The organism is Kitasatospora fiedleri, from assembly GCF_948472415.1.
Classification (GTDB): Bacteria; Actinomycetota; Actinomycetes; order Streptomycetales; family Streptomycetaceae; genus Kitasatospora; species Kitasatospora fiedleri.
Genome location: NZ_OX419519.1, coordinates 5440687 through 5453313 on the forward strand (window position 1 = coordinate 5440687; position 12627 = coordinate 5453313).

General features: G+C 75.8%; 8 protein-coding genes and 1 pseudogene. 5 read left to right on the top strand and 4 right to left on the bottom strand.

The window, feature by feature from the left end; all coding sequences use genetic code 11:
• Positions 1-98: 98 nt before the first annotated feature.
• The 4 genes from QMQ26_RS24860 to QMQ26_RS24875 all read left to right on the top strand — a co-directional run bounded on the left by QMQ26_RS24860 (position 99) and on the right by QMQ26_RS24875 (position 4103).
• The gene (locus QMQ26_RS24860) at positions 99-1259 is read left to right on the top strand and encodes a sensor histidine kinase (protein WP_404813955.1); all 1161 of its coding nucleotides are present in this window, start codon (positions 99-101) and stop codon (positions 1257-1259) included.
• Between the two features lie 62 nt (positions 1260-1321).
• The gene (locus tag QMQ26_RS24865) at positions 1322-1972 is read left to right on the top strand and encodes a response regulator (RefSeq protein WP_404814201.1); all 651 of its coding nucleotides are present in this window, start codon (positions 1322-1324) and stop codon (positions 1970-1972) included.
• A gap of 113 nt (positions 1973-2085) precedes the next feature.
• Complete coding sequence (locus QMQ26_RS24870) at positions 2086-2502, top strand: DUF485 domain-containing protein (RefSeq protein ID WP_100840372.1); 417 nt, start codon at positions 2086-2088, stop codon at positions 2500-2502.
• The gene (locus QMQ26_RS24875; RefSeq protein WP_100840371.1) at positions 2499-4103 is read left to right on the top strand and encodes a solute symporter family protein; all 1605 of its coding nucleotides are present in this window, start codon (positions 2499-2501) and stop codon (positions 4101-4103) included. The genes QMQ26_RS24870 and QMQ26_RS24875 overlap by 4 nt, the downstream gene beginning before the upstream one ends.
• A 100-nt stretch (positions 4104-4203) precedes the next feature.
• Here the strand turns inward: QMQ26_RS24875 and QMQ26_RS24880 are convergent, their stop codons facing one another.
• Together QMQ26_RS24880 and QMQ26_RS24885 are read right to left on the bottom strand one after the other, a co-directional pair.
• Positions 4204-4614 carry a response regulator gene (locus tag QMQ26_RS24880; RefSeq protein WP_282206608.1) on the bottom strand — a complete coding sequence of 137 codons (411 nt, stop codon included), beginning with the start codon at positions 4612-4614 and terminating at the stop codon, positions 4204-4206.
• A gap of 5 nt (positions 4615-4619) precedes the next feature.
• A complete protein-coding gene (locus QMQ26_RS24885) occupies positions 4620-6479 on the bottom strand; it encodes a PP2C family protein-serine/threonine phosphatase (RefSeq protein WP_282202737.1) in 1860 nt (619 codons plus the stop codon).
• Between the two features lie 260 nt (positions 6480-6739).
• On the opposite strand from QMQ26_RS24885, the pseudogene QMQ26_RS24890 reads away from it, so the two are divergent.
• Positions 6740-9039: pseudogene (locus tag QMQ26_RS24890) on the top strand (ATP-binding protein).
• A gap of 54 nt (positions 9040-9093) precedes the next feature.
• On the opposite strand, the gene QMQ26_RS24895 reads toward QMQ26_RS24890, so the two are convergent.
• Together QMQ26_RS24895 and QMQ26_RS24900 are read right to left on the bottom strand one after the other, a co-directional pair.
• The gene (locus QMQ26_RS24895) at positions 9094-9999 is read right to left on the bottom strand and encodes a sucrase ferredoxin (protein ID WP_282202738.1); all 906 of its coding nucleotides are present in this window, start codon (positions 9997-9999) and stop codon (positions 9094-9096) included.
• A gap of 136 nt (positions 10000-10135) precedes the next feature.
• Positions 10136-12586, bottom strand: a complete 2451-nt coding sequence (locus tag QMQ26_RS24900; RefSeq protein ID WP_282202739.1) for a DNA gyrase/topoisomerase IV subunit A — start codon at positions 12584-12586, stop codon at positions 10136-10138.
• Positions 12587-12627 lie beyond the last annotated feature (41 nt).

Below are 12627 nucleotides of genomic sequence, written 5' to 3' on the forward strand. Positions count from 1 at the left end.
CCCGCCGTACCGCCCGGCGCGCCGACGCCGGGCCGGACATCCGCCGCCGGCCCCCGCAACGGGGGTCGGCGGCACCACCGTCGAGGGAGGATCAGCAGGTGAGCACGCTGGAGCGCTGGACCGGGTGGCCCGCCGGGGACGTGCCGCTCCGGGAGCACACCAGCCGGGCCCGGCTGGTGCTGTCGTTCTGCAGCCGGGCCGTCATGCTGGGCGCCGTGGTCCTCGGCACCTTCACCGAAGACCGGTACTCCGGCTGGCGGCTGCTGACCCCGGTCGGCTGGATCGCGGCCGCGGTCGCCCTGGCCACCGGCTGGTTCCTGGCCTGCCGGGCCCGGCGGGTGTGGCCCGCGCTGGGCTGCGCCGCCGGGCTGCTGGTCACCGCCGGGCTGGCCCACGAGGGCGGGGCCGACACCCTCGCCTCGGTGATCTGGTGCGGGCTCGCGGTGCTCGCCGTGATCCGGCTGCCGCTGGCCGCCGGGCTGCTCACCGCCGGGGCGGCGCTGGCCAGTTACGGCCTCGGCTCGGGCGACTCGCTGCTGGTGATGCTGGCCGTCTCGGGCGGCATCGGCCTGCTCGGCTACCTGCTGCGGCTGGACGGCCAGGCCCGCTCCGCGCAGCGCGCCCTGCTCGCCCAGGAGCGGGCCGCGCAGGCCGCGCAGGCGGAGTCCGCGGCGCTGGCCGAACGGGCCCGGATCGCCCGGGAGATCCACGACGTGCTGGCGCACAGCCTGTCCGCGCAGCTGGTGCACCTGGAGGCGGCCCGGCTGATGCTGGACGCCGGGGCCGACCGGGCCGAGATCCGCGAACGGGTGGTCGCCGCCCGGCGGATGGCGCAGGACGGGCTGACCGAGACCCGGCAGGCGCTGTCCGCGCTGCGCGGCGAGTTCGCCCCCGTCGCCGAGTTCGTGGCCGAGCTGGCCGCCCAGTCCGGGGCCGTGCTGACCGTCGACGGGGTGCCCCGGCCGCTGCCCGCCGAGGCCGGGCTGGCCGTGCGCCGGGTCGCCCAGGAGGCGCTGACCAACGCCCGCAAGCACGCGCCCGGCGGCCGGGTGGACGTCCGACTCGGCTACCTGGACGGCGCGGTGGAGCTGCGGGTGCGCAACGCCGGTGCGCCGCGCGGGGCGCACCCGGTGCTGGGCGACAGCGGGAGCGGGTACGGTCTGCTCGGGATGCGCGAGCGCGCGGAACTGCTCGGCGGCGAACTGCTGGCGGGCCCCGAGGAGGGAGGGTGGCGCGTGCTGCTGCGGGTGCCGACGTGACGGACGGACCGATCCGGGTGGTGGTCGCCGACGACCAGACCGTGGTGCGGGAGGGGATCGTGATGCTGCTCGGCCTGCTGCCGGGCATCACGGTGGTCGGCTCGGCGCCGGACGGCGAGGAGGCGCTGCGGCTGGTCGCCGAACACGCCCCCGACGTGGTGCTGATGGACCTGCGGATGCCGCGCTGCGACGGGGTGGAGGCGACCCGCCGCATCCGCGCCGAGCACCCCGCCACCGAGGTGGTGGTGCTCACCACCTACGCCGACGACGACTCGCTGTTCTCGGCGCTGCAGGCCGGTGCCCGCGGCTTCCTGACCAAGGACGCCGGGGCGGAGGAGATCGCCCGCGCGGTCGCGGACGTCCGCTCGGGCGCGGCCGGGCTCTCCCCGCAGGTCCAACTGCGGCTGCTGGAGCGGCTGTCGGCCCCGACCGGGCCCGCCGCGCGGTCGCAGACGGGATCGCAGACGGGATCGCAGACGAGGACCGAGCCGGCCGGGCGCCCCGCGCTGCCGGACGGGTTGACCCAGCGCGAGGCCGAGGTGCTGGCGCTGATCGCCGCTGGCCTGTCCAACGCGGAGATCGCCGGAAGGTTGTTCGTCAGCCCCGCGACGGTGAAAACACATATCAACAACCTTTTCGCCAAGACAGCGGTACGGGACCGCGCCCAGGCCGTGGCGTACGCCTTCAAGCATGGAATTTCCGACGGTTCGTGAACCGACTTCCGTGTAGCTGGTTCGGGTGAACGTATCTGCACGGGTTTCGTGGTGTGGTTTGTGACGCTCCATCATGGTTCGGTCCTGGTGACCGAAATGATGAGGTGTCGGCTGTGGCGCAGCAGGAGAGAGTCGACTGGTGGGCCGCGGCCCCCTCCCGACCCCGGGTGGTGGCGCAGCGGCGTGCCGCGGAACCGGCACCGCCGGAGGAGCGGGTCGGCCGGGAGGTCTACCGGAGCGTCCAGGACAGCGAGGCGTTCCAGGAGATCAGGCGCGGCTACCGCTCCTTCGTGTTCCCGGCCAGCGCCGGGTTCCTGGCCTGGTACCTGCTGTTCGTCGCGGCCCAGGCGTTCGCGCCGGACCTGATGCGCCAGCGGGTCGCCGGGCCGCTCAACCTGGCCTGGCTGCTCGGCCTGGGCCAGTTCGCCTCGACCTTCCTGCTCACCTGGCTCTACGCCCGCAACGCCCGCACCAAGCGCGACCGAGCCGCCCTCGAACTGCGCTGGGACACCCAGGACCAACTGCGATGACCCCACACCCCAGCCACGGCCTCGCGGTGGCGCTGTTCGCCGTCGTCGTCGCCGTCACGCTCACCATCACCGTCTGGGTCGGCCGCCGCGGCCACGCCGCCGAGGACTTCTACGCCGGCGGCCGCGACTTCTCGCCGCTGCAGAACGGCTTCGCCCTCTCCGGCGACTACCTCTCCGCCGCGTCCTTCCTCGGCGTCACCGGCCTGATCGCGCTGTACGGCTACGACGGCGTGCTCTACAGCATCGGCTTCCTGGTCGCCTGGCTGGTCGTGCTGATGCTGGTCTCCGAACTCGTCCGCAACGCCGGCCGCTACACCCTGGCCGACGTGCTGGCGCTGCGGATGCGCCAGCGGCCGGTGCGCGCCGCGGCCGGCCTGGCGTCCATGGTCGTCACCCTGATGTACCTGATCGCGCAGATGGTCGGCGCGGGCAGCCTGGTCGCCCTGCTGCTCGGCACCGACAGCGGCGCCGCCAAGGGCTGGACCATCGTCGGCGTCGGCGGTCTGATGATCGTCTACGTGACGGTCGGCGGGATGCGCGCCACCACCTGGATCCAGATCGTCAAGGCCTTCCTGCTGGTGGCCGGTTCGGTGCTGCTCACGGTGCTGGTGGTGGCCCGCTTCCACGGCGACCTCGGCGCGCTGATGGACACCGCGGCCCAGCGCAGCGGCGTCGGCGACAGGTACCTGGAACCGGGCCTGCGGTACGGCTCCAGCCTGGTCAGCCGGCTCGACTTCGTCAGCCTCGGCCTGGCGCTGGTGCTCGGCACCGCGGGCCTGCCGCACATCCTCAGCCGCTTCTACACCGTGCCCACGGCGCGGGCCGCGCGGCGCTCCACGATGTGGGCCATCGGCCTGATCGGCTGCTTCTACCTAATGGCGATCGTGCTCGGCCTCGGGGCCGGCGCGGTGGTCGGCGCGAAGGCCGTCCGGGCCGCCAACCCGGCCGGCAACACGGCCGTCCCGCTGCTGGCCCTCGACCTCGGCGGCGGGCCGGAGTCCACCTGGGGCCTGCTGCTGTTCGCGGTGATCTCCGCGATCGCCTTCGCCACCATCCTCGCCGTGGTGGCCGGTCTGACGCTGGCCTCCTCCGCGGCCTTCGCCCACGACCTCTACGCGCGGGCCTGGCGGCGCCCCGAGCGGCGGCAGGTCTCCGAGCGCGAGGAGGTCATCGCGGCGCGGATCTCGGCCGTGGTGATCGGTGGACTCGCCATCGTGCTCAGCCTGTTCGCGCAGAAGCTGAACGTGGCCTTCCTGGTCGGCCTGGCCTTCGCCGTGGCCGCCTCGGCCAACCTGCCGACCCTGCTGTACTCGCTGTTCTGGAAGCGGTTCACCACCCGCGGCGCGGTCTGGTCGGTGTACGGCGGCCTCGTCCCGGCGGTGGTGCTGGTGCTGTTCTCGCCGGTGGTCTCCGGCGCGAAGACCGCCGTCCTGCCGGGCCTGGACTTCCACTGGTTCCCGCTGGAGAACCCGGGGCTGGTCTCCATCCCGCTCGGCTTCCTGGCCGGCTGGCTGGGCACCGTCCTGGACCGGGAGCCGCCGGACGAGGACGGCTTCGCCGAGCTGGAGGTGCGGGCCCTGACGGGCGCGGGCGCCGCCTAAGAACGCACCCCGGGCCGGGGCGCGGGGACCGGACGCCCGGCCCCCGCGCCCCGGCCCGGGTCGGCTCCGGCCCGCGCCCCGGCCGGCGCCCCGGCCCGGGTCAGCCGGACCGGACCTCGCCGAGCCAGAAGTCGACGGTGCTGCCGAGCACGGTCCGGAACAGCTCGAAGTTCAGCGGCTTGAAGATGTAGCTGTCCGCCCCGGCGGCGTAGCAGGCGTCCACCTCCGCGGGGGCGGTGGAGGAGGTGAAGACCACCACCGGCAGCCCGGCCAGCTCCGGGTGGGCCCGGAGGTCGCCGAGCAGGTCGTGGCCGCTGTAGCCGGGCAGGTTGAGGTCGAGCAGGACCAGTCGCGGCCGTTCGGCCGCCGGGTCGAGCAGCCGCCCGAGGACGCCGTCCGCCCGCCCGGCGAACTCCAGGCGGACCAGCGGGTGCGAGCGGGCCAGCGCCCGCGCCACCGCCTCCATGTCGTCCTCGGAGTCCTCGACCACGAGCACCAGTCCCTCGGCCATCGCCGTCACGACGCTTCCCCCTCCTCGTTTCGGTCCGGTTCCGCCCCCGATGACACCCGCATCGCCAGGACGGCCATGTCGTCCGCCGAGCCCCGGCCGAAGCCGAGCGCCGCCCGGGCCAGCCCGGTGACCACCCCCGTCGGCGGGAGTCCGGCCAGCGCGCCGAGGGCGGCGGAGAGCCGGTCCTCGAAGAACGCGCCGTCGGGTGAGCGGGACTCGGTGATCCCGTCGGTCAGCAGCACCGCGGTGTCCCCGGGGCGCAGCACGTCGGTGGTCTCCGTCAGCTCGTAGTCGTCGACCACGCCGAGCAGCAGCCCGCCGGTGCCGCCCAGCGGCGCGACCGTCCCGTCCGCGCGCAGCACCAGCGCCTGCGGGTGCCCGGCGTTGGCGATCCGGGCCGCGAAGGCGCCGTCCGGGGCCGGGACCAGCGACAGCACCACGCCGGTGACGAACTTCCGGGAGGCGGCCGTCCGCAGCGCGCGGTTGAGGCGGGTGAGCGCCGCGGCGGGCGGCAGGTCGTCCTCCAGCAGCGTGCGCAGGGTGTGCCGGGCCAGGCCGGTGAGCGCGGCGGCCTCGGCCCCGCGGCCGCACACGTCGCCCACCAGGAGGGAGAACGAGTGCCGGCCGGGGACGGCGTCGTAGAAGTCGCCGCCCACCTCCAGGGCCGCGTCGCCCACCTCGTAGGCGGCGGCCAGCTCCACGCCCGGCACGGTGGGCAGGACGGCCGGCAGCAGGTGCTGCTGCAACGAGACCACGTGCTGCCGGCGCTCCTCGTACAGCGTCGCGTTGTCGATCGCCAGCGCGGCCCGCAGCGCCAGGTCGGCCAGGAACAGCGGCGGCGGCAGGCGGGACGGGTCGCGCTCGTAGACGAAGGTGACGGTGCCCAGCAGCCGGCCCCGGGCCCGCAGCGGGTTCACCGTGACCGCCCGGGCGGCCACCTCGGAGGCCGGGCCGAAGGGCGTGCCCGCCAGCTCCTCGCCGCTCAGGACGGTGCCCTCGCGCAGCGCGGACAGCTTCGGCAGGACGTCGTCCACCCAGTTCCCGTCCTCGCCCGCCGCGGTGAACCGCCGCTGCGCGCCCGCCGCCAGGTGCGCGGAGGCGACCAGCGTGAGCCCGCCGGGTCGGCACAGGTGCACCAGGCAGCCCTCGGCCACCGCGGGCACCGTCATCCGGGCCACCCGCTGGAGGGTCTCCCCGACGTCCAGCGAGGCGTCCATCTGCAGCGACGCCTCCGCGAGCAGCGCGTCCCGGGCCTGCACCCGGGCGTTCTCCCGCTCCTGCACGATCCGGTCGTTGCAGGCGGCGACCACGTCGCACACCTGGGCGACCCGGAGGCCGAGCCGGGCCGGGGCGGACCGGCCCGCGGCCAGGCCGACGGACACCACCGCCCAGTCGTCCTCCTCCAGCGCCAGCGCGCACTCCACCACCCGCACCGCCCCGGCCGCCCGCCACACCCCGTACTCGGGCCGGGCCCGCGCGTGCTCGGAGCACAGCGCGAACCGCCGGACCAGGCCGGGCACCGGAGCCGGTACGCCCGTCCAGGCCTCGCCGGGCGGAGCCAGCACCCGCTCGGGGCGGGTGTCGGGACGGCTGCTGGACCGCATGTACCGGGCCGCGCCGGACGGGGCGAACCGGGTGCCCGAGACCACGACCACCCCCGGCCGGCCCAGCAGCAGGTCGTACAGCTGCTCGGAGAGCGCCGTCACGTCGGTCGAGGTCTGGGCGAGCCGCCACATCCGGTGCAGCCCCGCGCTCCAGTCACCCTCCGCCGGGCGCCCGGACCGCGCCGCGCGGGGCGGCGGCGGGACGTCGTCGCTGCGGGGAGCGGTTCCCGCCGGTTCGTCGGGGGGCTGTTGGCGTGTCACGGCTTCTCTCTTTCCGCCCGGCCCCGTTGTACGCCGGCGGTGGAACCGGTCCGCGGTTTCCGCGTCCCGCCGGGTGGCTGCCTCCGGCGGGAGGACCTCGTCCGCAACGATAGCCCCGCCCGGCCCGCCGGGCTGCCCGCGCCGGGGGACACCTCCCGGCCCGTGGCGGCCCGCCGGGCGACGACGCGGAGCCGGGGACAGGCCCTAGGGTGGAACCGACCGCGCGGCCGACCCGGCCGGGCCGAGGACGGGAACCGGGCATGACCGAGGACGGGTGGCTGTCGGTGCGGGCGCAGCAGGCCGAGGCCGCCGCGCCCGGCGGCTTCGACCTGGCCGACTGCGTCCGGGAGCCGATCCACCTGCTCGGCGGCGTGCAGTCGTTCGGCGTGCTGATCGCGGTCGACCCGCTCGACGGGACCGTCCGCACCGTCTCCGACAACGCCGCCGACCACCTGGGACGCCCCGCCGCGGACCTGGTCGGCCGCCCGGCCCGGGACCTGGTCGGCGCCGAGGTGCTCGCCGAGGCCGGGGCCGCCGGGGAGTCCGCCGTGCTGCTCACCGGCCGGGCCCGTCCCGCCGGCGCCGCCCACCCGTTCGACGTCAGCGCGCACCGCCGGGACGGGCTGCTGGTGCTGGAGCTCGAACCCTGCGCCGAGCGGTCCGAGGCCGGCCCGGGCTTCGCCCGCCGCGTCCAGCAGGCGCTGCTGCGCATCCAGCGGTGCGCCACCGTGGCGGAGTGCTGCGAGGCCGCCGTGCGCGAGGTGCGGCTGCTCACCGGCTACTCGCGGGTGGTGGCCTACCGCTTCGAGGACGCCGAGGGGCCCGGCGAGGTCGTCGCCGAGGACCGGGCCGGGCACCTGGAGCCCTGGCTCGGGCTGTGGTTCCCGGCCAGCGACATCCCGCCGCAGGCCCGGCGGCTCTACCGGCACAACTGGATCCGGGTGATCGGCGACGTCGACGACCGCACCGCCGCGCTGCACTCCGCCCGCGGCGGGGCCGGCGCTCCGCCCCTCGACCTGTCCGCCGCGGCGCTGCGCACCGTCTCCGCGTACCACCTGGAGTACCTGCGCAACATCGGCGTGCGCTCCTCGATGTCGGTCTCGGTGCTCTCCGACGACGCCCTGTGGGGGCTGATCGCCTGCCACGGCGAGGAGCCGCGCTGGCTGTCGCCGGACGTGCGGGCGGCCTGCGAACTGTTCGGCAGCGCGCTGTCCGTGCAGCTCGCCGCGGTCGCGGACCGGGAGCGGTCGGCGGCGCTCGGCCTGGTCCGCGGCGCCCTGGACGGCCTGCTCGGCGGGGCGCCCGACGAACGGGCCCCGTCCCTGCACGCCTTCGCCGGGCTGTTCGCCGGGCTGGTCGAGGCGGACGGCCTGGTCGTCGACCAGGCCGGGCAGACCACCGTCGAGGGCCCGGACCCGGGCGCCCGGACGCTCTCCCGGCTGCGGACCGTCGCCGCGGGCCTGCGGACCACCGAGACCTGGTACACCGACCGGCTGGCGGAAGCACTCGCCGACGCGTGCGGCGAGCCGGTCGGCGCGGACGCGGCGGCGGGCGGCGACGGCACCACCCCGGGAGGCGTCCTGCTGCTGCCGCTGGGGACGGGTTCCTCGCCTGGTGGCGGGAGGAGCGGACCGGCACCCGCAGCTGGGCCACCGACCCCGCGGTACCCGTCCGGCTGGGACCGCACGGCGAGCGGTTGACGCCGCGCGGCTCCACCGAGGTGTTCCGGGCGGCCGTGCGGGGCCGCAGCCTGCCGTGGAGCGGCACCGACCTGGCGGCCGCCCACGAGGTGGCCCGGGCGGTCGCCGGGCTGCTGGCCCGGCACGCCGCCTGGACCGCGGTCTTCGCCCAGCGGCTGGAACGCAGCAACGCGGACCTCGACGCCTTCGCCCACGCCGCCGCCCACGACCTCAAGGAGCCGCTGCGCGGGATCTCCAACGCGGCCAGCTTCGTCATCGAGGACGTCGGCGACGCCCTGGACGGGGCCGGCCGCCGCCACCTGGACACCGTGCGCCGGCTGACCGTCCGGATGGACGGCCTGCTCGACTCGCTGCTGCGCTACTCCCAGGTCAGCGAGGTCGGACTGCACCGCGTCCCGGTGCCGCTCGCCGAGGCCCTGGAGCACGCCCTGGAGATCGCCGGGCCCCGGCTCGCCGAACAGCGCGTCCGGCTCCTGCGCGGGCACCTCCCGGTCGTCCACGCCGATCCCGACCGGCTCCAGGAGGTCCTGGTCAACCTGCTGGTGAACGCCGCCAAGTACGCCCGGGCGGACGGGCCGCGCACCGTCGAGGTCACGGTGGAGCGCAGGCCGGGCCCGGACGGCGGCCCGGAGCGGGAGGCGGTGGTGGTCCGCGACAACGGGATCGGCGTGCCGGCCGCCCAGCGCGAGCTGGTGTTCGGGCTGTTCCGCCGACTGCACCGGACGGCCGAGCACGGCGGCGGCTCCGGCGCCGGACTGGCCATCGTGCGCCGCATCGTCGAACGGCACGGCGGCGCGGTCTGGTTGGACGACGCCCCCGGAGGCGGCACCGCGGTCTGCTTCACCCTGCCCGAGGAGTGACCGCCCGCTGCCCGGACCCCGGCCCCCGCCGCCGCTGACCGGCCACCCGCCCGGTCAGCGGGCCACGGCCTCCAGCGCGACCACGTCCATCCGGGACGGGGTGCCCGGGCCCTTGCCGCAGCTCTCGGGGCGCGGCGGTTCGCTGAACGACTCGGCGACGGTGGCCCGCCAGTGCCGGCCGTCGGCGTGCCGGACGTCGACCGTCCAGGGCGAGCCGCCGGGGGACACCCGCAGGGTCAGCGCGTCGGCGGCGGTCTCGGCCGCCAGCTCGCGGACGGCCTGCTCGGCGGCCTGGGCGGGACGCGGCCAGTACGAACGGCCGCGCGAGTGCGCCGGGACGGTGTGGCCCGCGGCGGTCGCGGCCAGCACCTCCTTCGCGGACTCGGCGGTCAGCCGCCCGTACGCGTAGCCGTGCGGCAGCACCAGCATGGTCGGCGAGAAGCGGTGCCCGCCGAGGTGGGTGACCTCCCACGCCTCGCTGTGGCCGGCCGCCGCGATGTCCGCCGCCAGCGGGCGGCCGAGCAGCGCGCAGCAGCGGTCGCGGCGGCCGTTGGTGCACACCAGGGCGATCGGGCCGCCGACGTGCGGGGCGCCGAAGGAGCCGTGGTCGCCCGCGCCGAGGGCGGCGAAGTCGAGGGCGAGCAGTTCGCCGGGGTCGGCGACGTGCCCGCGGCGGACCCACGGGTCGGCCGGGGAGGTGTGCGCGACCAGCACCTCGTGCCGGGCCGCGAGGTCGCCGTCCGGGTGCCGGCCCGGGCGGCGGATCAGCGCCACCCGGACGCCGGTCCCCTCCGCGGCCGCCTCCAGCGCGGCGCCGACCCCGGCGTCGAGGTGACTGCCGGTCAGCGCCCGCGCCCCCCACGGGCCGGACTGCTCGACCAGCAGCCAGGTGGTGGCGGTGGCCGCGGTGGCGGTCAACGGCTCGGCCAGTTCGTGCGACAGCGTCGTGCAGGTGCTCACCCGCCCCACCCTAGGCCCTGGGGCTCCTCCGGCGGCCGGCGCGCGGGTCCGGGCCCCGGGGGCCCGGGGAGCGGCGGGCCCGGCCGCGGTGCGCCTCGACCCGCGGCTCCCCCGGCCCGGGCCGGGGCCCGTGCCGTCACATCCGGCTGCCGACCGCCCCGATCGGCGAGGGCACCGGGGTGCCGGAGCCGTCGCGGCGCGGGTCGCGCTCGGGGAGGGCGACGGGCCGGCCGGCGGTGGTGGTGCCGAGGGCGGGCAGCGGGCCGGCCCAGGCGAAGGCGAGGCCGTCCTCGCCGCGCAGGAAGCGCTGGCAGCGGACGCCGCCGGTGGCCCGGCCCTTGCGCGGGTACTGGTCGAACGGGGTGAGCTTCCAGCTGGTCTGCTCCTCGCCGGCCAGCGTGCCGGAGGCGGTGGCCACCGAGAGGACCACCGCGTCCTGCGCCGGGTCGACCGCGGTGAAGGAGAGCACCCGCGCGCCGTCGGCCAGCTTGATGCCGGTCATGCCGCCGGCCGGGCGGCCCTGCGGGCGGACCTGGCCCGCCGGGTAGCGCAGCAGCTGGGCGTCGGAGGTGATGAAGATCAGGTCCTCCTCGCCGGTGCGCAGCTCGACCGCGCCGACCACGGCGTCGCCGTCCTTGAGCGCGATCACCTCGAACTCGTCCTTGTTGGCGGGCCATTCGGGCACCACCCGCTTGACCGTGCCCTGCACGGTGCCGAGCGCCAGGCCGGGGGAGGACTCGTCCAGGGTGGTCAGGGCGAGCGGCCGCTCGTCGGCCTCCAGGCGGAGGAACTCGGAGACCGCCGCGCCGCCGGACAGCGCCGTGGTGCCCGGGGGTAGCGCGGGCAGGTCGATCACCGGCAGCCGCAGCACCCGGCCGGCCGTGGTGACCAGGCCGACGTCGCCGCGGGCGGTGGCCGGGACGGCGGAGGCCAGCACGTCGTGCTTGGCGCGGGCCGCCGACTCCTCGGTGACCGGCTCCAGGTCGAAGGTGCGGGCCAGCAGCCCGGTGGCGGAGAGCAGCACCCGGCACGGGTCGTCGGCGACCTCCAGCGGCACCGCCAGCGCGGCGGACGGCACCGCGCCGGCCTCCAGCAGCACGGTGCGCCGCTCGGTGCCGAACTGCTTGGAGACGGAAGCGAGTTCGGCGGAGACCACGGAGCGCAGCTTGCTGTCCGACTCCAGGATCTCGGTCAGTTCGGCGATCTCCTTGAGCAGCTTGGCCTGCTCGGTCTCCAGCTCGACCCGGTCGAACCGGGTGAGCCGGCGCAGCGGGGTGTCGAGGATGTACGCGGTCTGGGTCTCGGAGAGGCCGAAGCGCTCCATCAGCCGGTCCTTGGCCTGGCCCGCGTCGTCGCTGTTGCGGATGATCGCGATCACCTCGTCGATGTCGACGAGCGCGACCAGCAGGCCCTCCACCAGGTGCAGCCGGTCCTGGCGCTTGCGGCGGCGGAAGTCGCTGCGCCGCTTGACCACCGTGAAGCGGTGGTCGACGTAGACCTCCAGCAGCTCCTTGAGGCCCAGCGTCAGCGGCTGCCCGTCGACCAGCGCGACGTTGTTGATGCCGAAGGTCTCCTCCATCGGCGTCAGCTTGTACAGCTGCTCCAGCAGCGCTTCGGGGACGAAGCCGTTCTTCACCTCGATGACCAGGCGCAGGCCGTGCGCGCGGTCGGTGAGGTCCTTGACGTCGGCGATGCCCTGGAGCTTCTTCGCGTTGACCAGGTCCTTGATCTTCCCGATCACCTTCTCCGGGCCGACCGTGTAGGGCAGTTCGGTGACCACGATGCCCTTGCGGCGGGCGGTGACGTTCTCGATCGTGGTGGTGGCGCGGATCTTGAAGGTGCCGCGGCCGGACTCGTACGCGTCCCGGATGCCGGACAGGCCGACGATCCGGCCGCCGGTGGGCAGGTCGGGGCCGGGGACGAACCGCATCAGGGTGTCCAGGTCCGCCGCGGGGTGCTTGATCAGGTGCCGGGCGGCGGCCACCACCTCGGACAGGTTGTGCGGCGGCATGTTGGTGGCCATGCCGACCGCGATCCCGGTGGCGCCGTTGACCAGCAGGTTCGGGAACGCCGAGGGGAGGACCTGGGGCTCCTGCTCGGAGCCGTCGTAGTTCGGGCCGAAGTCGACGGTGTCCTCGTGGATCGACTCCACCAGCGACATCGACGCGGCGGTCAGCCGGGACTCGGTGTAGCGCATCGCGGCCGGCGGGTCGTCGTTGCCGAGCGAGCCGAAGTTGCCGTGGCCGTCGATCAGCGGCAGCCGCATCGAGAACGGCTGGGCCAGGCGCACCACGGCGTCGTAGATCGAGGCGTCGCCGTGCGGGTGCAGCCGGCCCATCACCTCGCCGACCAGGCGCGCGCACTTGACGTGGCCGCGCTCCGGGCGCAGGCCCATCTCGTTGGCCTGGTAGAGGATCCGGCGGTGCACCGGCTTGAGGCCGTCCCGGGCGTCCGGCAGGGCCCGGGAGTAGATCACCGAGTAGGCGTACTCCAGGAACGAGCCCTGCATCTCGTCCACGACATCGACGTCGAGGATGCGCTCCTCGAAGTCACCGGGCGGCGGGGTGGGCGAACTGCGGCGGGCCATCGCTGCGGGGCTCCCTTGCGGTACGTGCGGTACATGGGTAC

Coding starts and splice junctions, on each gene's coding strand:
- QMQ26_RS24865 (WP_404814201.1), top strand. CDS start 1,322: ATGCTGCTCGGCCTGCTGCCGGGCATCACGGTGGTCGGCTCGGCGCCG.
- QMQ26_RS24875 (WP_100840371.1), top strand. CDS start 2,499: ATGACCCCACACCCCAGCCACGGCCTCGCGGTGGCGCTGTTCGCCGTC.
- QMQ26_RS24880 (WP_282206608.1), bottom strand. CDS start 4,614: ATGGCCGAGGGACTGGTGCTCGTGGTCGAGGACTCCGAGGACGACATG.
- QMQ26_RS24900 (WP_282202739.1), bottom strand. CDS start 12,586: ATGGCCCGCCGCAGTTCGCCCACCCCGCCGCCCGGTGACTTCGAGGAG.